Annotated in this window: 18 protein-coding genes; 13 read left to right on the forward strand and 5 right to left on the reverse strand. The window is 65.3% G+C overall.

Annotation, left to right across the window (positions count from 1 at the left end; translation table 11 throughout):
- Window positions 1-4 precede the first annotated feature (4 nt).
- The gene (locus tag E3227_RS08080; RefSeq protein WP_144318135.1) at window positions 5-901 is read left to right on the forward strand and encodes a tyrosine recombinase XerC; all 897 of its coding nucleotides are present in this window, start codon (window positions 5-7) and stop codon (window positions 899-901) included.
- On the opposite strand, the gene E3227_RS08085 is transcribed toward E3227_RS08080, so the two are convergent.
- Window positions 864-1,361: a M23 family metallopeptidase gene (locus tag E3227_RS08085; protein ID WP_144318136.1), complete on the reverse strand. Its 498-nt coding sequence runs from the start codon at window positions 1,359-1,361 to the stop codon at window positions 864-866. The genes E3227_RS08080 and E3227_RS08085 overlap by 38 nt on opposite strands.
- A gap of 817 nt (window positions 1,362-2,178) precedes the next feature.
- Here E3227_RS08085 and rpsB point away from each other — a divergent pair.
- The 6 genes from rpsB (at window position 2,179) to rlmN (ending at window position 7,846) form a co-directional block, all read left to right on the forward strand.
- Window positions 2,179-3,132: a 30S ribosomal protein S2 gene (rpsB, locus tag E3227_RS08090; protein WP_144318137.1), complete on the forward strand. Its 954-nt coding sequence runs from the start codon at window positions 2,179-2,181 to the stop codon at window positions 3,130-3,132.
- A gap of 234 nt (window positions 3,133-3,366) precedes the next feature.
- On the forward strand, window positions 3,367-4,185 hold the full coding sequence (gene tsf / locus E3227_RS08095) for a translation elongation factor Ts (protein ID WP_144318138.1): 819 nt from the start codon (window positions 3,367-3,369) through the stop codon (window positions 4,183-4,185).
- Window positions 4,186-4,409: 224 nt separating this feature from the next.
- Window positions 4,410-5,093, forward strand: a complete 684-nt coding sequence (gene pyrH, locus E3227_RS08100; RefSeq protein WP_220184751.1) for a UMP kinase — start codon at window positions 4,410-4,412, stop codon at window positions 5,091-5,093.
- 81 nt (window positions 5,094-5,174) lie between these two features.
- Window positions 5,175-5,732: a ribosome recycling factor gene (frr, locus tag E3227_RS08105; RefSeq protein ID WP_136651602.1), complete on the forward strand. Its 558-nt coding sequence runs from the start codon at window positions 5,175-5,177 to the stop codon at window positions 5,730-5,732.
- Between the two features lie 84 nt (window positions 5,733-5,816).
- Window positions 5,817-6,692 (forward strand): phosphatidate cytidylyltransferase, encoded by an 876-nt coding sequence (locus E3227_RS08110; protein ID WP_170228657.1) that lies wholly within the window; start codon window positions 5,817-5,819, stop codon window positions 6,690-6,692.
- 50 nt (window positions 6,693-6,742) lie between these two features.
- Window positions 6,743-7,846, forward strand: coding sequence for a dual-specificity RNA methyltransferase RlmN (rlmN, locus tag E3227_RS08115; RefSeq protein WP_136651604.1), 1,104 nt, complete (start codon window positions 6,743-6,745; stop codon window positions 7,844-7,846).
- Window positions 7,847-7,909: 63 nt separating this feature from the next.
- Here rlmN and E3227_RS08120 read toward each other — a convergent pair whose 3' ends face one another.
- A complete protein-coding gene (locus tag E3227_RS08120) occupies window positions 7,910-8,401 on the reverse strand; it encodes a DUF2631 domain-containing protein (RefSeq protein ID WP_246062661.1) in 492 nt (163 codons plus the stop codon).
- A gap of 108 nt (window positions 8,402-8,509) precedes the next feature.
- Between E3227_RS08120 and dxr the strand changes: the two genes are divergently transcribed.
- The 5 genes from dxr (at window position 8,510) to map (ending at window position 14,883) form a co-directional block, all read left to right on the forward strand.
- Window positions 8,510-9,694 (forward strand): 1-deoxy-D-xylulose-5-phosphate reductoisomerase, encoded by a 1,185-nt coding sequence (gene dxr, locus E3227_RS08125; RefSeq protein ID WP_144318139.1) that lies wholly within the window; start codon window positions 8,510-8,512, stop codon window positions 9,692-9,694.
- Window positions 9,694-10,902 carry a M50 family metallopeptidase gene (locus E3227_RS08130; protein ID WP_144318140.1) on the forward strand — a complete coding sequence of 403 codons (1,209 nt, stop codon included), beginning with the start codon at window positions 9,694-9,696 and terminating at the stop codon, window positions 10,900-10,902. Before dxr ends, E3227_RS08130 begins: the two co-directional genes overlap by 1 nt.
- Window positions 10,903-10,922: 20 nt before the next feature.
- Window positions 10,923-12,086, forward strand: coding sequence for a flavodoxin-dependent (E)-4-hydroxy-3-methylbut-2-enyl-diphosphate synthase (gene ispG / locus E3227_RS08135; RefSeq protein WP_211346222.1), 1,164 nt, complete (start codon window positions 10,923-10,925; stop codon window positions 12,084-12,086).
- Between the two features lie 63 nt (window positions 12,087-12,149).
- On the forward strand, window positions 12,150-13,976 hold the full coding sequence (locus E3227_RS08140) for a penicillin-binding transpeptidase domain-containing protein (RefSeq protein WP_144318141.1): 1,827 nt from the start codon (window positions 12,150-12,152) through the stop codon (window positions 13,974-13,976).
- 25 nt (window positions 13,977-14,001) lie between these two features.
- The gene (gene map, locus E3227_RS08145) at window positions 14,002-14,883 is read left to right on the forward strand and encodes a type I methionyl aminopeptidase (RefSeq protein WP_375542955.1); all 882 of its coding nucleotides are present in this window, start codon (window positions 14,002-14,004) and stop codon (window positions 14,881-14,883) included.
- A gap of 8 nt (window positions 14,884-14,891) precedes the next feature.
- Here the strand turns inward: map and mtr are convergent, their stop codons facing one another.
- Both mtr and E3227_RS08155 read right to left on the reverse strand, forming a co-directional pair.
- Window positions 14,892-16,292 (reverse strand): mycothione reductase, encoded by a 1,401-nt coding sequence (gene mtr, locus E3227_RS08150; RefSeq protein WP_144318143.1) that lies wholly within the window; start codon window positions 16,290-16,292, stop codon window positions 14,892-14,894.
- Window positions 16,292-17,317: an alpha/beta hydrolase gene (locus tag E3227_RS08155; protein WP_170228658.1), complete on the reverse strand. Its 1,026-nt coding sequence runs from the start codon at window positions 17,315-17,317 to the stop codon at window positions 16,292-16,294. The genes mtr and E3227_RS08155 overlap by 1 nt, the downstream gene beginning before the upstream one ends.
- A gap of 252 nt (window positions 17,318-17,569) precedes the next feature.
- Here E3227_RS08155 and mqo point away from each other — a divergent pair, with 252 nt between their 5' ends.
- Complete coding sequence (mqo, locus tag E3227_RS08160; RefSeq protein ID WP_144318145.1) at window positions 17,570-19,078, forward strand: malate dehydrogenase (quinone); 1,509 nt, start codon at window positions 17,570-17,572, stop codon at window positions 19,076-19,078.
- Here the strand turns inward: mqo and E3227_RS08165 are convergent.
- Window positions 19,075-20,280: a protein adenylyltransferase SelO family protein gene (locus E3227_RS08165; protein ID WP_144318146.1), complete on the reverse strand. Its 1,206-nt coding sequence runs from the start codon at window positions 20,278-20,280 to the stop codon at window positions 19,075-19,077. The two genes, mqo and E3227_RS08165, sit on opposite strands and share 4 nt — an antisense overlap.
- Window positions 20,281-20,291 lie beyond the last annotated feature (11 nt).

The raw sequence follows: 20,291 nt of genomic DNA on the forward strand, positions 1-20,291 counted from the left end.
CCACATGGGTAACGGCGGCAGTGGGCAGCTCAGCGAGGCGATCGAAGACTTCGCCGAGCACGCCGAGCTCGTCCTCGGCCGCTCCCCGGCGACGGTCAAGGCGTACCGCTCCGACCTGGCCACAATGTTGCCCTTCGCCAGCTCATTTGGCGAGTTCACCCTGCCCACCCTGAGGGCTTGGCTTGCCGACGCCGTGTCCCGAGGCCTTGCGCGCTCCACGCTCGCGCGGCGCACGGCGGCAGTGCGGGCGTTTTCCTCGTGGGCACACAACCAGGGCTACCTGGACACCGACTGTGCGGCGCGCCTGATGTCGCCGAAGGTCAACCGGCACCTGCCGACCGTCGTCGAAGCTAAAGCGGCGGGGGCGTTGGTCGAGGCAGAAATTAACGACGATGACCACCACGCCGAGGCGTTGCGCGACCGCGCGATGCTCGAGCTGCTCTACGCCACAGGCATGCGCGTCGCCGAGCTGAGCACACTTGACGTCGGTGACATTGATCTGGGGAGGGGAGCAGTTAAGGTCACTGGCAAGGGCAATAAGCAGAGGATCGTGCCCTTCGGCGATGCTGCGTCGCATGCTGTTCAGCGCTGGCTTACTGCCGGACGCGGTGAGTTGGCAGGCGACACTGGTGCGCTGTTTGTCGGCTCGCGTGGCAAGCGCATTGACCAGCGCCAGGTGCGCCGTATCGTTGAGCGCGCTGCCGTGCGCACCGGGGCGGGGGAGGTCAGCCCGCACTCGCTGCGCCATAGCGCGGCGACCCACATGATCGAAGGCGGGGCTGACCTGCGCGTCGTGCAGGAGTTGCTCGGGCACTCCAGCCTGCAGACGACGCAAATTTATACCCACGTTTCCGCGCAACGACTCAAGAACGTCTATAACCAGGCCCATCCACGGGCTTGAGCCTGATCGCCGGGGCTTCGAGAAGCGTCAGCGGATTGAGGTAGGTGTCCTCGCCTGTGCGCGCGCCCCAGTGCAACCCGTCGTGCTCGGCTCGTGGTGCTGGGGCGAGGCGGCCGATCACGTCTCCCTCCGCGACCCGCTCGCCGGCTTTGACCTGGGCGTACACGGGTTGATAGGTGGTGCGGATCCCATCCGGGTGGTCGATCGAGACGACTGGTGTGCCGGCGACGACGCCCTCAAACGCGACGGTGCCGCCACCGGATGCGAGAACGTTGTCTCCGACGTTGAGCGCGAGGTCAACACCGCGGTGGCCCGGGAGCCAGTTCTTCTCCGGGATATCAGCGGACCGGGTGATACGCGTGGCGTAGGGCTTTCCGGTTGTGGGGTCAACATAAGCGTGGGCGGGTGCGGGCGTGGTCAGAAGTACAGCAGTGAGTACCAAGAGCAGAAGACGGCGCATGCTTTTATCTAGCACTCTCGCGGATCGTCGTGTTTCAGCTCAGCGAAATGCTGTGGATAACTTGTCTGTTGGGGATAACGTTCGTGCCGGCTGGGGCTGGGTGAAGAGCTCAGCGCGATTTTGGGTGCTCTGGTGTGCGTTGTTGGTGCTGAGGTTTTTGGGGCGAAGAGCTCAGGGTGTTTCTGCGTGTCTGTGGGTGCGCTTTTGACGCTGACATCTTCATAGTGAAGATCTCAGAGAAGTTCAGAGCGCCCTGAAGCGCATTTTCTACGCTGAAATCTTCGTGGTGATGATCTCGGCGTGCTTCGGGGCGTCTGGGTGAGCGATTTTGACGCTGACATCTTCGGCATGAAGAGCTCAGTGTGTTTTAGCGCATTCAAGTGCACGTTTTCAGCGCTGACATCTTCGCAGTGAAGATCTCGGCGAGTTTTCTGGCGGCCAGGTGCGCATCTTCAACGCTGACATCTTCGGGGAGAAGAGCTCAGCGATTCTCTGCGCGCTCTGAAGCACGTCTGCAACGTTGGCATCTTCGCACCGAAGACCCCAGCAACAGACCCCAGCAAAAAACACAAAACCCTACAGCACCAGACCCGCAGCTCAATTATGATTTTACTGACAATTGCCGTATATTTGTCGACGCAGTTTGTCGCAGTCTGACCAAGCCTGCAGCAGATTGACTTCGCGCGCCGGAAAATGCCAGCTCAGCAACGGTCCCACAGTACGAGGGTGCCGGGCGGGCACGGTGCCAGGGCGCGGGATAAAAACCCGCGCAGTACGACCAGTAACCGAACTATTTCTCTCCGAAGGAGAACTTCCCATGGCAGTTGTAACCATGCGCGAACTCCTCGACGCGGGTGTGCACTTTGGCCACCAGACGCGTCGCTGGAACCCGAAGATGCGTCGCTTCATCTTCACCGACCGCAACGGCATCTACATCATCGACCTTCAGCAGACCCTGACTTACATCGACGAGGCGTTCGAGTTTGTCAAGGAGACCGTCGCTCACGGCGGCACGATCCTGTTCGTCGGTACGAAGAAGCAGGCTCAGGAGCCCATCCAGGAAGAGGCCGAGCGCGTCGGCATGCCGTATGTCACCCACCGCTGGCTCGGTGGCATGCTCACCAACTTCCAGACCGTGTCCAAGCGTATCGCCCGCATGAAGGAGCTCCAGGCTATGGACGCTGCTGAAGAGGGCTACGCAGGCCGCGGCAAGAAGGAAGTCCTCATGCTTAACCGCGAGCGCATCAAGCTCGAGCGTGTTCTCGGTGGCATTGCCGATATGACCAAGGCTCCCTCCGCACTCTGGATCGTGGACACCAACAAGGAGCACATCGCGATCTCCGAGGCGCAGAAGCTGCGCATCCCGGTCGTCGCCGTGCTGGACACCAACTGCGACCCGGACGTTGTCAACTTCCCGATCCCGGGCAACGACGACGCCATCCGCGCTGTCAAGCTGCTCACCCACATCGTGGGCGAGGCAGTGGTGCAGGGCAAGCAGCAGCGCGAGGAGCGCCAGCTCGCAGCCGCTCGTGAGGCAGCAGGCGACACCGACGCGAAGCGCCAGGCAGAGGCCGCTGAGGCAGCAGCCACCGCCGCTTCCAGCGACGACGTTTCCGCAGCCGACGCTGCCGCCGCAGCTGCCGCAGCCGAGGCTTCCAAGGAGCAGGTCGTTGCTCCGGTCGAGCAGCCGCACGCAGTGCGCGCCGCCGAGCAGGCCGACGCGGAGCAGCCCTCCCAGATCTCCGGCACCGAAAGCGCCACCCAGGCGTAACACGGCCCCGGCGGTGCCGTCGCAGACGCGACTTCCATGACGTAAAACCCCGCAGCCCACGCCAGCGCCCATGTCGGGCGCGTTACGGGCGCGGGGTTTTGTCACCAGCGCACCGCGAAGCCGACATGCCGTGCTCACGCAAGTCGGCTAGTCTGTAAAACCGTTCATCACGTACCTGCGCGCGTTAGGGTGCTGGTACAACAATCGTTCCACTACGAGGAGGATCGCCCCGCTATGGCGAACTACACCGCTGCAGATGTCAAGAGGCTCCGCGAAGCCACCGGCTCCGGCATGCTTGACTGCAAGAAGGCTCTTGAGGAGTCCAACGGCGACTACGAAAAGGCAGTCGAGGTGCTGCGCATTAAGGGTGCGAAGGACGTCGGCAAGCGCGCCGAGCGCAACGCTCTCGAGGGCCTCGTCGCTGTTCACGAGAACACCATCGTGGAGATCAACTCCGAGACCGACTTCGTCGCTAAGAACGCTGAGTTCAAGGACGTCGCTCAGGAGATTGCGAAGGCTGCATCCGCGTCGAAGGCTAACTCCCAGGAGGAGCTCGCCAACGCTGACGTCTCCGGCGAGACCGCACACGACGTCCTCGAGCGCCTCTCCGCGAAGATCGGCGAGAAGCTCGAGCTGCGCCGCGCTCGCACCCTCGAGGGTGACAACGTCGAGGTTTACCTGCACCAGCGCTCCGCTGACCTGCCGCCGGCCGTCGGCGTGCTCGTCGCTTACACCGGTGACAACGCTGAGGCAGCTCACCAGGTCGCTCTCCAGATCGCTGCGATGAAGGCTCGCTTCCTCAAGCAGGAGGACGTGCCGGCCGACGTCATCGAGAAGGAGCGCGCGGTCCAGGAGGAGATCACCCGGAACGAGGGCAAGCCCGAGGCTGCGATCGCCAAGATTGTCGAGGGCCGCATGGGTGGCTTCTTCAAGGACGTCGTCCTGCTCGACCAGCCGTCGCTGTCCGACTCCAAGAAGTCCGTCAAGCAGTTCGCTGACGAGGCCGGCATCGAGATCACCGACTTCGTTCGCTTCGAGGTCGGCCAGGCTTAACGCCTGCTTATCGACGCCCTCCCCAAGGCGCCGGATTTACCCCACGTGACAAACCCCGCTACGGCGGGGTTTTCGCATGTGCGCACCGGTGGGCGCCGAGGAAAGCGGGGCCGACTATGATCGGCGGTGGCCTATTCCTTGGTAACCAACCACGTTTTTAAGGAGCCTCGACGGTGACTGACGCAAACCCAACCAACGCAAACTCCGGCGGTTACAAGCGCGTGATGCTCAAGCTGGGCGGTGAGATGTTCGGTGGAGGTAACGTCGGGATCGACCCGGACGTGGTGGAGAGCGTCGCTACGCAAATTGCGGAAGTGGCCCGCTCCGGCACCCAAGTGGCGGTGGTGATTGGCGGCGGAAACTTCTTCCGCGGCGCCCAGCTGCAGCAGCGCGGCATGGACCGCGCGCGCTCCGACTACATGGGCATGCTCGGCACGGTGATGAACTGCCTGGCGCTGCAGGACTTCCTGCAACAAAAGGGCGTTGATTGCCGCGTGCAGACGGCGATCAACATGGCGCAGATCGCGGAGCCCTACCTGCCGCTGCGCGCCGCCCGGCACCTGGAGAAGGGCCGCGTGGTCATCTTCGGCGCCGGCATGGGCATGCCGTACTTCTCCACCGACACCACGGCCGCGCAGCGCGCGCTGGAAATCGGTTGCGACGTGCTGCTGATGGCCAAGGGCGTTGACGGCGTCTACGACGACGACCCGCGCACCAACCCCAATGCCACCCTGTACAGCGAAGTCACCCCCCGCGAGGTCATTGAGAAGGGCCTCAAGGTCGCCGACGCCACCGCGTTTTCGCTGTGCATGGACAACGACATGCCGATTTTGGTGTTCAACCTGCTCAAGGAGGGCAACATCGCCCGGGCGGTCGCCGGCGAGCGGATCGGCACGCTGGTGAAGTAGTGGCCTAGAAGGCCCGTACGCGCTGGTAGGTTAGTGGGGCAACGCCCCTTTTTAACGACGACGAACTCAAGGATGAACAAAATGATTGATGACGTATTGCTTGACGCGGAAGATCGCATGTCCAAGGCTGTGGAGCACACGCGTGATGAGCTCGTGTCCATCCGCACCGGCCGCGCCAACCCGGCGATGTTCAACGGCGTCATCGCCGACTTCTACGGAGCGCCGACGCCGATCAACCAGATGGCAACAATCTCCGTTCCGGAGCCGCGCATGCTGCTGATCAAGCCGTTCGACATGTCGACGCTCAACGAAATCCTCAACGCTATCCGCAACTCGGACCTGGGTGTCAACCCCACCGACGACGGCCAGGTCATCCGCGTCACCGTCCCGCAGCTCACCGAGGAGCGCCGCCGCGAGCTGGTCAAGCAGGCCAAGCAGAAGGGCGAGGAAGGCAAGGTCGCCATCCGCAACGTGCGCCGCCAGGGCATGGAAGCGCTGAAGAAGATCCAGAAGGACGGCGACGCGGGCGAGGACGAGGTCAAGACCGCCGAGCAGACCCTGGACAAGACCACGTCGCAATACGTCGCCCAGGTCGACGAGATCGTCTCCAAGAAGGAGGCGGAGCTACTGGAGGTCTAAGACCTCGCCCGTCTTCCCTTACCCGCCGAACAGAAAGCCGCCGTCGTGACCTCCTCTGCCGGTCAGACCCCTCGCAAGGGTGGGTTGTCCCGAAAATTCAAGGCGCCGAAGCCGAAGAACAGCGCCGGGCGCGATCTGAGCGACGCGATCATCACCGGGTTAGTCCTCGGCGCGCTCGTCGTCGCTGCGCTGGTTATCGGCCCGCTGGGGTGGTACCCGCTGGTCGCAATCGCGGTCGGCTTCGCAATGTGGGAGGTGCTCACTCGGCTACGCGAGGCCGGTTTCGCGCAGCCGCGCACCCTGATGCTCATCTTGGGCCAGGTGATCTTGTGGTCGTCGTACCCGTTCGCTTCTGGCGGCGCGCTGGGCGGTTTCGCCTTCGCGGTGCTCGTGCTCATGTACCACAGGCTGTTCCACCGGGGTCCGAACCTGAAGCCAGATAACTACCTGCGTGATACCGCGGTAGGCATTTTCGTGCTTGTATGGATCCCACTGTTCGGCTCATTCGCCGCGATGATCTCCATCATCGACGAAAACGCGCTGTCGGGGAGCATGTTCATCCTCACCTTCATGCTCTGTGTTGTGGCGTCGGATGTCGGTGGGTATGTCGCCGGTGTGATGTTCGGCGCACACCCCATGGCGCCGGCGGTGAGCCCCAACAAGTCCTGGGAGGGCTTCGCTGGGTCCCTTGTTTTCGGCGTGATCACGGGCGTGCTCGCGGTGGAGTTTTTGATCCACGGCCCCTGGTGGGTCGGCATCGCGCTCGGCGCCGCTCTGGTCGTCTGCGCGACGATGGGCGACTTGGTGGAAAGTCAGTTCAAGCGCGAGCTGGGCATCAAGGATATGTCGAATCTGCTTCCTGGCCACGGTGGCATCATGGACCGTCTCGACGGCATGCTTCCCGCGGCGTCCGCCACCTACATCTTGCTCAACGCCGCTGCATTCCTCAGCGCGGCGTAGTCGCCAACAATTAGTAAACTGCGCTCTAACGTGGGACACTGGTGGCCGTTATGAGCGATTTTCCGAAGATCCAGTTGCTGGCACCCAAGCGGGGGATGCCGCCGAAGCACTTTGCCGATTTGAGCAAGGACGAGCGTATCGACGCCCTCAAGGAGCTAGGCCTGCCCAAGTTCCGCGCAGACCAAATCGCGCGCCATTACTACGGCAAGTTCGAGGCCGACCCGCTGACCATGACGGATCTGCCCGAAAGCCAGCGACAGCTGGTCAAGGACGCGCTGTTTCCGACGCTGCTGACGGAGATCCGCACGCTCGAAACCGACGACGGCGACACCACGAAAACCCTGTGGCGGCTGCACGACGGGATTCTGCTGGAATCGGTGCTGATGCGCTACCCCGACCGCGCTACCCTGTGCATCTCCTCGCAGGCGGGTTGCGGCATGGCGTGCCCGTTCTGCGCTACCGGCCAGGGCGGTCTTGACCGTAACCTGTCCACCGCCGAGATTGTCGACCAGGTGCGCGCGGCGGCGGCCCGGATGCAGGCAGAGGGCTCGCGGCTGTCCAACATTGTCTTCATGGGGATGGGGGAGCCGCTGGCGAACTACAACCGCGTCGTCTCCGCGGTGCGCCAGATCACGCAGGCAGCGCCCGACGGCTTCGGCATTTCGCAGCGCAACGTCACCGTGTCCACGGTGGGCCTCGCCCCGCAGATCCGCAAGCTTGCCGACGAGGGCCTATCCTGCACGCTCGCTGTATCGCTGCACACGCCTGACGACGAGCTCCGCGACGAGCTGGTGCCCATGAACAACCGCTTCTCGGTCGCCGACGTGCTCGACGCCGCGAGCTACTACGCGGAGCAGTCGGGCCGCCGCGTGTCCATCGAGTACGCGCTGATCCGCGACATCAACGACCACGACTTCCGCGCGGACATGCTGGGCAAGAAGCTTCACGACGCCCTCGGCTCCAAAGTCCATGTCAACTTAATCCCGCTCAACCCCACGCCGGGGTCGAAGTGGGACGCTTCCCCGCGGGCGCGCCAGGATGAGTTCGTCCGCCGCGTCATCGCCCAGGGCGTCACCTGCACGGTGCGCGACACCAAGGGCCAGGAGATCGCGGCGGCCTGCGGGCAGCTCGCCGCGGAAGAGAAGACGGGCTAACCCCCAGACAAAAAATAAGCGCCACCGTAAACCGGTGGCGCTTACTTCGTGTGAGAGCGTGGCTTAGCGGGTGGTGTCCTTCGCCACGATGCGCTGCTCCACAACCTTCTGCTCCGAGGCTTCCGCCTTCGGCATATCCAGGGTGCGCAGGTGGCTCACGCGGGAGGGATCGATGTTGAGCGCGCGCAGGTCGTTGTCCTCCAGGTCGGCGTAGGCGCCGGAGAGGGTGCGCTGGTCGTAGGCCCAGTCGCGCTCCTGGTAGCCGATCGGCTTGTTGCGGGCGGTGACCGTGCGGACCTGGGCCAGGCGCGGGCGTACCGCGAACAGGATCAGCCCGATGGCGATGAGCACGGCGAGGGAGACCAGCCAGATGGTCTCGACGTGGCCCTGGTGGTTGCCGAAGTTGAAGCCGACGAGGAAGGCGACGGAAATCCAACCGGCGATCTGGATAGCACCGGAGGAGAGCTCGCTCCAACCGAACTTGGCGGAAGGCACGTCTGCCTCGGATACGCCGTTGTAAACCTGGGGTGCCTTTTCCTTCGCGTGGGTGGCCACAGCTTTCTCCTTACACGTTGCTGGTATTGCTCCTAATCATGTCATAAGGAGGTTGGAGTTGGCGATTGAATACCCTAAAACGTGCGTTGTTTGCCACAATGTCTCATTATGGGTTCGATAAAACAGGTCGTCATCTTGGGCTCGACCGGCTCCATTGGCACGCAAGCCCTCGAGGTGATCGCGGACAACCCCGACAAGTTCCGGGTCGTTGGCATTGCGGCGGGAGGTAGCGTTCCCGAGGCCGTCGTCAAGCAGGCGCGCGAGCTGGGGCTGACACCGTCGCAGGTGGCCGTCGCAAAGCCTGAGGCCGCGCGCGAAGTCTCTGCGGCTTTGGGCGGCGAGGTGGTGGCGGACGCCGAGGAGCTCGTGCGCTCGCAGCCCGCGGATACCGTGCTCAACGCGCTGGTCGGCTCGCAAGGGCTCGCGTCGACGCTCGCGGTGCTGGAGACGGGGGCGCGGTTGGCGCTGGCGAACAAAGAATCGCTGGTTGCGGGCGGGGGAATCGTCACCCGCCGCGCAGAGCCCGGACAGATCGTGCCCGTGGACTCCGAGCACTCGGCCATGGCCCAGTGCCTGCGCTCCGGGGACCGTGGCGAGGTCGCGCGCTTCGTGCTCACCGCCTCGGGCGGGCCGTTTCGCGGCCGCACCCGCGAGCAGATGTGGGACGTCACGCCGGAGCAGGCGGCGGCGCACCCGACGTGGTCGATGGGGCAGATGAACACGCTGAACTCCGCGACGCTGGTGAACAAGGGTCTCGAGCTCATTGAGGCCTCCTTGCTGTTCGACATCGCGCCTTCGCTTATCGACGTCACCGTGCACCCGCAGTCCATTATCCACTCCATGATCACCTTCGCCGACGGGGCGACAATCGCCCAGGCCTCGCCGCCGTCGATGAAGCTGCCGATCTCCCACGCGCTGGCATGGCCGGAGCGCGTCGCGGGGGCGCAGCCTGCCCTCGACTTCGCCGACGCGATGGAGTGGACGTTCGAGCCCCTCGACGACACCGCGTTCCCGGCCGTTCGCCTCGCGCGCGACGTCGCGGAGGCGGGCCAGGGCTACCCGGCGGTGTACAACGCGGCGAACGAGGAGGCAGCGGCGGCGTTTCTGGACGGGCGCATCCGCTTCCCGCAGATCGTCGACGTCATCACCGACGTGCTCGATGGCGCTACTGAGTTTGCCAACTACCCGTCGGACCGGGAGGCGACCTTCGATGATGTGATCGCCATCGAGTCCGAGGCGCGCCGCCGCGCAACCGCCCGGGTCGCTGCGCTGAGCGAGGGAAGCCGACGCTAGTGGGCATCATCGGCATCATCATTTTTGCCCTCGGCATCGCGGTGTCCATCGCGCTGCACGAGGCGGGCCACATGTTCACGGCCCGCGCCTTCGGGATGCGCGTGCGACGCTACTTCATCGGCTTCGGCCCGACGCTGTGGTCGGTCAAGCGCGGGCACACCGAGTACGGCATCGCCGCCCTGCCCTTCGGCGGGTTCTGCGACATTGCCGGGATGACGGCCGCCGAGCCGCTCACCCCCGAGGAGCGTCCCTTGGCCATGTACGCCAAGCCCTGGTGGCAGCGAGTGGCCGTGATGTCGGGCGGGGTGATAGCCAACATTCTCATCGCGGTGGTGATCACCTATTTCGTCGCCGTCTTCGCGGCGATCCCCAACCCGTACGCGGACCGCACCCCGCGCGTCGGCGAACTGACGTGCACCGCGGACCAGGTCGACGCCCAAACTCTCGCGCAGTGCACGGGCGAGGGGCCAGCGGCGCGCGCCGGGGTGCGCGTCGGCGATGAGCTGGTCGGCGTCGACGGGCGCTCGGTGGACACGTTCGCCGAGCTGCGCGATTACGTGATCCAGCGCCCGGGCGACACCGTCACCCTCGAGCTGCGCCGGGGTGAGGAGCAGCTCTCCATCCCCGTCGAGCTCGACGCCGTGGAAAGGCTCAACCCGACGACCGGCCAAACGTACGTCGCGGGCGCGATCGGGCTCGCCAACGCCCCGGTAGAAAACGCCATGGCGTCCTTCGGGCCGCTGGAGGCGGTGCCGGCGACGCTGACGTTTACCGGCCAGATGATGCGCGCCACCGTCGAGGGTCTCATCGCGTTCCCGTCAAAGATCCCGGGCGTGGTTGCGTCCATCTTCGGCGCCGAGCGCGACGTCACCGGCCCGGTCAGTGTGATTGGCGCGTCGCGCGCTGGTGGCGAGCTGGTCGAGCGCAGCATGTGGGAAGTGTTCTGGATGATGCTCGCTTCCCTGAATCTCTTCCTCGCCCTGTTCAACCTGATCCCGCTGCCGCCTCTCGACGGCGGGCACATCGCCGTGATCTTCTGGGAGAAACTCCGCGACGTTCTCCGCCGCCTGCGCGGTTTAAAGCCGGGCGGCCCGGCGAATTACGAAAAGCTGATGCCGGTGACCTATTTCATGGCCAGCCTGCTGCTTGTCGTCGGCGTGTTCGTCATGGTCGCGGACGTGGTCAACCCCGTCAAGCTTTTCGGGTAGCGGTGCTAGAGTAGGCGGTTATGAACATGCCTATTGGTCTTGGTCTCCCTGAAGGTCCGCCCCCCACCCTCGCGCCGCGCCGCAAAACGCGCCAGCTGATGGTGGGCAAGGTCGGGGTGGGCTCCGATTACCCGATCACGGTGCAGTCGATGACCACCACCAAGACCCATGACATCAACGCCACCCTGCAGCAGATCGCGCAGCTGGCTACCTCGGGCTGCGACATCGTGCGCGTTGCCTGCCCGAAGACGGTGGACGCGGAGGCGCTGCCGGCGATCGCGGCGAAGTCCCCGATCCCGGTCATCGCGGACATTCACTTCCAGCCGAAGTACATCTTCGCCGCCATCGACGCGGGCTGCGCCGCCGTGCGCGTCAACCCGGGCAACATCAAAGAGTTTGACGGCCGCGTCAAGGAGGTGGCCAAGGCCGCCGGGGACGCCGGCATCCCGATCCGCATCGGCGTTAACGGAGGCTCGCTGGACAAGCGCCTACTGGAAAAGTACGGCAAGGCCACCCCGGAGGCGTTGGTGGAATCCGCCGTCTACGAGGCCGGGTTGTTCGAGGAGTACGGCTACGGCGACATCGCGATCTCGGTGAAGCACTCCGACCCGGTGCTCATGGTCGAGGCCTACCACCAGCTCGCGGAGGTCACGGACTACCCACTGCACCTTGGCGTGACCGAGGCCGGCCCGCTGATGATGGGCACGATCAAGTCCTCCGTCGCCTTCGGCGCCCTGTTGTCGCAGGGCATCGGCGACACGATCCGCGTGTCCCTGTCGGCGGATCCAGTCGAGGAGATCAAGGTCGGTGACCAGATCCTGCAGTCGCTGAACCTACGCCCGCGCAAGCTCGAGATCGTGTCCTGCCCGTCCTGTGGCCGCGCCCAGGTGGACGTCTATACGCTCGCCGAGGAGGTCACCGCTGGCTTGGAGGGCATGGAGTTCCCGCTGCGCGTCGCCGTGATGGGCTGCGTTGTCAACGGCCCCGGCGAGGCGCGCGACGCGGACCTCGGTGTAGCCTCCGGCAACGGCAAGGGCCAGATCTTTGTCAAGGGCGAGGTCGTGGAGACCGTCCCGGAGTCGAAGATCGTGGAAACGCTCATCGCCCACGCCATGCGCATCGCCGAGGAGGAGGGCCTCGAGGAGATCGCCGGTGCGAAGGCGGAGGTCAAGGTTACCCGCTAGACCCGCAGTGCCTCACGCGTGGCAGCGCCGGACGAGATGTCCGGCGCTGTAGCTTTTTGAACCATGAAACGCCTCGCCTCGCTGCTCGCCACGGTGCCACTGTGCTGCGGCGCGCTCGCGGCGTGCACCCCGCGGCCCACCGCCGCCGAGCCCACCGCCGCCTCGTTCGTTGAGGCGATCGCCGAGCAAGATTACGAGGCGCTCAGCGAGCTTGTCGACGACCCCACCGCCGCGTCCGACTCCATCAGCTCCACGTGGCAGGGCCTTCAGGCCGAAGGGGCCGACATCACCCTGCGGGAAGTCACCCAGCAGGACAACCTCGCGACGGCCACGTACACGGTCGACTGGGCCCTGCCGAGGGAGCGCAGGTTTACCTACGACGCGCAGATGACCCTGACCCAGACGGGCGGGCAGTGGACCGTGCGCTGGCAGCCCTCCGCGCTGCACCCGCGCCTTGGGGCGCTCCAGCACCTCGAGCTGCGCGCGGTGCCCGCGCAGCAGGCGAGTGTGGTCTCCTCCGATGACGCGCAGCTGCTTTCTCCCGGCGTGGCGTACCGCGTGCTGGTGGATACGTCGGCGATGGCGTCGTCACGCGAGGCGGCGAGCCGCATCTCGGCGGCGCTGGCCCAGGCGCACGAGGCGGACGAGACCGTGCCGACGCGCGACGTCGCACAGCTGGAAAGCGAACTGAGCGCGGCCACGGGCACCTACTCGGTGGCTGTCGTACCGGCGGCCGCGCAACCCAGCGTGGCGGGGGCGCTCGGCGACGTTGACGGTGTGCGCCTCAACGAGGAAGCGGCGATGGTCAACGCGGACCCGACGTTCGCACCCGACATCATGGCGCGCGTCGGCGAGCTCGTGCGCGACGACCTCGAGGGCAAGGCGGGTTGGAACATCAGCGTTGTCAACGAGCACGGCGCCGCGCTGGAGGAGGTCACCAGCCAGGCACCGGAGCCAGCCCCGGCGGTGAAGGTGAGCCTCGACCACACGGTGCAGCGCGCCGCCGAGAAGGCGCTTGAGCCGTTGGCGGGGCAGCAGGCGATGATCGTGGCGATCCGCCCGTCGACAGGCGGCGTGCTCGCCGTGGCGCAGACCCCGGCCGCCGACCGCGACGGCAACATCGCGACGATGGGCCAGTACCCGCCGGGCTCGACGTTCAAGATCATCACCGCCGCCGCGGGATTGGAAAACGAAGGCCTTACCCCTGCGTCCACGGTCCCGTGCCCGGGCACGATGAACATTTACGGCAGGGTCGTGACCAACTACGCGGGCTTCGCGCTAGGAGACGTGCCGCTGGAGAAAGCGTTCGCTCGCTCCTGCAACACCACGTTCGCTGACATCTCGACCAAGCTTGAGCCGGGGCAGCTCGCGGACGTCGGCAAGCAGTTCGGCCTTGGGGTGGATCTGAAGATCCCGGGCCTGGACACCGTCACCGGCTCGATCCCAGTGGGCGAGGAGCCGCTGGATCGCACCGAGGCTGGCTACGGGCAGGGCCACGACCTCGCCAGCCCCTTCGGCATGGCGCTGGTGGCGGCGACGGCGGCGCACGGCTCGATGCCGGTGCCGTACCTCGTCGACGGGGAAACCACCGAGGCCGCGCCCACCCAGGCGCCGGCGCCGGAGACGATCGCCCAGCTGCAGCAGATGATGGCGGCCGTAACCTCACCGGGCGGTACCGCGGCGGGGATGAGCGCGGGCGGCGATATCCGCGGCAAGACCGGCGAGGCTGAGATCAACCAGGGCTCGCACGCGTGGTTCACCGGCTACCGGGCCGACGACGACATCGCCTTTGCCACGCTGATTGTGCTCGGCGGCGGCTCGGAATCGGCCGTGGCCGCAACGGACCGCATGTTCATCAACATCGACCAGGCTCGCGCGGGCGGCGCTTAGGGCGCGCGAAAACGCGGGGACTACCATGGCTCACATGAGTCAACGCGCAATGATCCGCCCCGGTACACCCACCCCGATTCGCACGGTGCCCGATTTCATCGAGCGCCCGGAGTACGCGTGGCGCGACTCGGTGCAGGAGAACGTGGGCGAGCCGCTGGTGCAGACCGCCGAGACCATTGAGAAGATGCGCGAGGCGAGCATCATCGCCGCCGACGCCCTGCAGGCCGCGGGCGCCGCCGTCGCCCCGGGCGTGACCACCGACGAGATCGACCGGGTCGCCCACGAGTACATGCTCGACCACGGTGCCTACCCCTCCACGCTGGGCTACCGCGGGTACACAAAGTCCTGCTGCGTATCGCTCAACGAGATCGTCTGCCACGGCATCCCCGACACGACGGTCATTGAGGACGGCGACATCGTCAACATCGACGTCACCGCCTATAAAAACGGGGTCCACGGCGACACCAACGCGACCTTCCTGGCGGGCGAGGTGAGCGAGGAACACCGGCTGTTGGTCGAGCGCACCGAGGAAGCCATGATGCGCGGCATCAAGGCGGCGAAGCCGGGCCGCGAAATCAACGTCATCGGCCGCGTGATCGAGTCCTATGCCAAGCGCTTCGGCTACAACGTGGTCACCGACTTCACCGGGCACGGAATTGGTACGACCTTCCACAACGGGCTCGTCGTGTTGCACTACGACTCCGACGCCTACCGCGACGTGCTCCAGCCAGGAATGACGCTGACCATCGAGCCGATGATCAACCTCGGCGAGCTGCCCTACACCATCTGGGATGACGGGTGGACCGTGCAGAACAACGACGGCAAGTACACGGCTCAGTTCGAGCACACGATCCTGATCACCGAGGACGGCAACGAGATCCTCACGCTGCCGAGCTCGGCCGCGTAGCCGGGGCCCTACACCTCGGGGAAATCCAGGTCCAACCCCAAGATCGCGTTCTCCGTGACCTCCGGTAGTGCGGGGTGGATCCAGTACTGCCCGTAGGCCGCGGTGCGCAGGTCGATGCCGTAGGCGATGATCGTGATCATCTGCTGGATTAGCGTCGAGGCCTGCGGGCCCATGTAGTGAGCGCCGAGGAGCTTCCCGCTCGCGCGATCAGCCACGAGCTTGACCACTCCCGTGGTGTCTTCGAGCGCCCAGCCGTAGGCGACGTCGCCGTAGTTCTGCACCTTGACGGTCACGTCAAACCCATCGTCGATAGCCTCGCGCTCCGTCAGCCCGACGGTCGCGATCTGCGGGTGGGTGAACACGGCGAAGGGCACGTGGTCGTGCGGCATCGGCACCATGGCATCGGGGTGGAGGATGTTGTGGCGCACCGCCCGCGTCTCGGCGTTGGCGACGTGCTTGAGCTGGAACGGCGAGGAAATGTCGCCGAGCGCCCACACGCCCTCCACCGAGGCGCGCCCGTACTCGTCAACGGCGACCTGGGTGCCGTTGGCCTCAATGCCGCCCGCCTCGAGGTTGAGCCGGTCGCCGTTGGGCACGCGCCCCATCGCGATAAGGAGTTTCTCGGACGTCACGGTGGAGCCGTCGTCAAGCGTGAGCGTGACTTGGCTGTCGTCGCCGGTGGCGCTGACCACCGTGCGGCCCTTGTGCACCTCGTAGGTTTCGTCCGCGATGTCGTTGAACGCCTCGGTGATGTCGGCGTCGAGCGTGCGGAGGAAGGGGGAGCGGTTGACAATGCGCACGTGGGTGCCCAGCGATTGGAAGATGTGGGCGAACTCCATCGCGATGAAACCGCCGCCGACAATGGTGAGGCTTTCTGGCTGGCGCTCGAGGCGCATCACGTCGTCGCTGGTGTGGAAGGGCACACCCTCGGCCCACTCGGGGACGAAGGGGCGCGCCCCGGCGGCGATGATAATGGTGTCGCCGCTGATGACTTTTTCTTCCTCGCCCTGGCCAGTCACGATGGTTTTGGGCCCGCTAAACGACGCCCTCCGGTCGTAAACGTCAACGTTGGCGCTGGCCTCGCTGCGGCGAAATTCCTCCCCGCCAGCGGCAATGAGGTCGATGCGGTTGGTGAAGATGCGCTCGGTGATCGCTTTCCAGTCGGCGCCGTTGAAGGAGGCATCGACGCCGAGGCGGGAGGCGTGGGCGGCGTCGAAGGCGGTGTCGGCGGCGAGGACGAACATCTTCGTCGGAATACAGCCCGCGTTCATGCAGGTGCCGCCGAATTTGCCCTCCTCAATGATGGCGATTGACCAGTCGTCGAAGTCCGGCGTGGGGATGGAATTTCCGGAGCCGGCCCCGATGATGATCAGGTCGTAGTGGGTATCGACGTCTGCTGAGTGGTTCATTACGCGTTCTCCTCGGTCTCGGAACCTGAATCGGTAAGGTTACCCAGCCAGGCGTCGGCGGCGGCGACGGCGGCCTCCCGCGCGTGACGTTCGGAGAGGAATACGTCGTGGCGAGCGCCGTCGATGACCTCGACCTCGGTGTCGTCGCTCAGCGTGGGCGCCCACTTCTGAATCTGGGCGACGTCGAGCACGGTGTCGGCCGTGTCGGCGGCGGGGGAGTAGGGCTTGTTCAAGTACGAGTGCGACGAGCACAGTGTCAGCGTGGGCACCCCGGTGTCGATGCCGTCGTGAATCAGTTTCTGGCCCTGGAAGATCGCGCGCAGCCACCCGAGGTATTTGCGGTGGCCCTCGACCGGCTTGAACGTGGTGTTGAACGTCCACTCACCGTGCGCGGTGGCCGAGATCGACTGGCCGTAGGTGCCAACGCCGGCGGCCGGCAGTGGAATAGACGGCAGGCGTTTGCCCAGCGCGTTGACAACCGGGCGCATGATCGCCACCGCCGGGCGGGAAAACTGCATGTCCAGCCAGGGGCTGTTGAGGATGATCCCGCGGATTGTCTTGTGGGCGCTGGGATCGTTGCGGCGCACGTCGTCAGCCCACAGCGGCACGATCAGCCCGCCGGTGGAGTGCGCGAACGGGATGATCTCGCCGTGGCGGGACGTGATCAGCTCCGCGGCGAGGGTGAGTTCCGGGAAGTAGAAGCGCAGATCGGTGATGTAGTGCCAGGGGCCTTTGCCCGGGTGGGCGCGGCCGCACCCGCGCAGGTCGAGCGCGTAGAAGGGGTAGCCCTGGGCGACGTAATGCTCGGCCACGTGCTCTTGGAAGAAGTAGTCGGACATGCCGTGCACCCACAAAAGGGCGGGTTTGCCGGTGGGGGCGTCGGGAAGCGCGCGCACGAGCACTGCTTCTTCCTCCCCCGTGTCACCGGGGTCCTTGCCTACGTTGAGGGTGGTGGATTCGTAGCCGTCGCCGAGAATATCCTCGGCCCACTCGAGTTGGTCAAACTTCCCGGGATTGTCGCGCATGTCACTCATACTAGGCATATTCGCCGCAGTTTTTCGGGCGAGCTGCAGCGCTTGGGCCATTGGTGTCTCACGATGTGGGAGAGTTGGATTAAGGGGTGAGCCACATTACCGGTCGAAGTGTCGATAAGCGTAAGGTAGTGGTTTAAGCCGGAATTTCGTTTACTTGGGCGCGGGGCGCTGCCGAAATCCCGGGGCATTATTGTGAGAGCGCGTCGAGTCCGCCCCACTGACACAATCGAAGAGGATGAACGGATGTCTGAACAAGGCAACAAAAGGTTTAGCGATGAGACTGATGTCCTGCTCATCGGTGCTGGAATTATGAGTGCGACCCTTGGAGCCCTGCTCCGCCAACTCGAGCCGAGCTGGTCCCAGGTTGTCTACGAGCGTCTCGACGGGCCCGCGCAGGAGTCCTCGTACGCGCTGAACAACGCTGGCACCGGCCACTCGGCCCTGTGCGAGTTGAACTACACGCCCGAGAAAAAGGGCAAGATTGACGTCTCCAAGGCGATGGCGATCAACGAGAAGTTCCAGCTCTCGCGCCAGTTCTGGTCCCACCAGCTCGGCGAGGGTGTGTTGACCGACCCGAGCGACTTCATCAACCCGGTGCCGCATGTGTCCTTCGGCCAGGGTGAGAGCCAGCTTGACTACCTGCGCCGCCGCTACGAAATTTTGTCGGCGAACCACATGTTCCCGGAGATGCAGTTCACCGATGACGCTGCAAAGTTCGCCGAGAAACTTCCGCTGATGGCTCAGGGCCGTGACTTCGACGCCGAGCCCGTCGCCATCTCCTGGACCGATGCTGGCACCGACATCAATTATGGTGCGCTGACCAAGCAGTTCCTCGACGACGCTGAGAAGCAGGGCACCGCGATCCGCTATGGCCACGAGGTGCTCAACCTCAAGCGCGTCGACAAGTTCTGGGAAGTTTCCGTGCGCAACGTGCACACCGGCGACAAGCAGGTCGTGCGCGCACGCTTCGTCTTCGTCGGCGCGGGTGGCTACGCGCTTGACCTGCTGCGTAAGGCTGGCGTGCCCGAGGTTCGGGGCTACGCGGGCTTCCCCATCTCCGGCATGTGGCTGCGCACCACCAACCCCGAGCTCGTTGCGCAGCACCAGGCCAAGGTGTACGGCCAGGCTAAGGTCGGCGCCCCGCCGATGTCCGTGCCCCACCTGGACCTGCGCGTGATCGACGGCGAGCAGTCCCTGCTCTTCGGCCCCTACGGCGGCTGGAGCCCGAAGTTCTTGAAGGAAGGCACCTACTTCGACCTGTTCAAGTCGATCCGTGCCGACAACATCCCCTCCTACCTGGGTGTCGCGGCTACCAACTTCGGCCTGGTTAAATACCTGGTTGAGGAGGTGTTCAAGGACTTCGACGGCCGGATCGAGGTGCTGCGCGAGTACGTCCCGGCCGCCGACGGCAAGGACTGGGACACCGTGGTCGCTGGCCAGCGCGTGCAGGTGATCAAGCCCGCCCCAGCCCCGAGCTTCGGCTCGCTGGAGTTCGGTACCGCACTGGTCAACGACCAGGATGGCACCATCGCCGGCATCCTCGGCGCCTCCCCGGGCGCGTCGATCACCCCGGCGGCAATGCTCGAGCTGCTTGAGCGCTGCTTCGGCGAGCGCATGATCGACTGGTCGGATCAGCTGCACGAGATGTTCCCGACCTACGGCACCTCGCTGAAGCGCGACGAGCAGGCCTACGCCTCCCAGTGGGAGATGACGCAGAAGGCCCTCAAGCTGGACGAGTCTCAGACGGTTTAAGTCCCGCAGTAGGTCACAAAACGCTCCTCGCCTTCCGGCCCCTTCATCCACTCCGGCCCAGCCGCAGGGTTGAAGGGGTCTGTTACTGCGCGCAGGAGCTCGAAATACGCTCCACAGTCGCCGTCGCGCTCGGCGCTGGTGATGGCGCGCTGCAGCATCAGGTTGCGCGGGATGAAAATCGGCGCGCGACCGTGCGCGAGCCCGTGCTCGAGGTTGAACTGCGTAATGTCCTCCGCCGCGGCAATCCCTTCCTCGGCGCCCGCGAAGTGGAGCTGCCAGAAGTGGTCCCAGCGCTGCTGGATGCTGCCCAAAATCTCGCGGGCGGCGTCCTCGCCCATCAGTGGCAATAGCGCTTCCGCGAGCCGGGTGAGGTTCCAGGCGATGATGTTCGGCTGGTTACCAAAGGCGTAGCGGCCGGTTGCATCAATAGAGGAAAACTTGGCGGACGCGTCGAAGCGCTCGGTGAATGCGCACGGGCCGTAGTCGATCGTTTCGCCGGACAGGGCGGTGTTGTCGGTGTTCATCACCCCGTGCACGAAGCCGATGCGCATCCATTTCACTACCAGCTCGAGCTGGCGGTCCATGACCTCCCGGAGCAGTTGGGTGGGCGTCGAAAAGCCCGCGGCTGCGACGACTTTCGCGGTGAGCTCCTCGGACTGGGTGGCTGCGTACTGCACGGAACCGACCCGCAAGTGCGAGTTGGCGACGCGCACGACGATGCCGCCCGGGACGTAGCCCTGCTGGCGCAGCACGCGCTCGCCGGTGCTTAGAACTGCGAGCGAGCGTGTCGACGGCACCCCGACCGCGTGCATGAACTCACTGACCGCGTACTCGCGCAGCATGGGCCCAATCGCGCCGACGCCGTCGGAGCCCGGTCGGCTAAACGGGGTGAGGCCGGAGCCCTTGAGCTGGATCTCGCGGCGATCGATGTCGCCGAGTAGCAGGGCGCGGCCGTCGCCAAGCAGGCCCACGAACTGGCCGAACTGGTGGCCCGCGTACGCGGTCGCGTGGCCGCCGGCGGATCCCGCGAGCCAGGCGGTGCCTTCCGGCGCGCGCAGCCACTCGGGGTCGAGCCCAAGCTCGCGGGCGAGCGGGTCGTTGAGCACCACCACCTGCGGATCGGGGAAGTCGGCGGCGCGGGCGGGCACCGCCATCTCGGGCAAAGATTCGGCGAAGGTGTGGGCGAGAGTGGGAGCGGACATGACCCCACCCT

This window comes from Corynebacterium sanguinis, from assembly GCF_007641235.1.
Taxonomy (GTDB): Bacteria; Actinomycetota; Actinomycetes; order Mycobacteriales; family Mycobacteriaceae; genus Corynebacterium; species Corynebacterium sanguinis.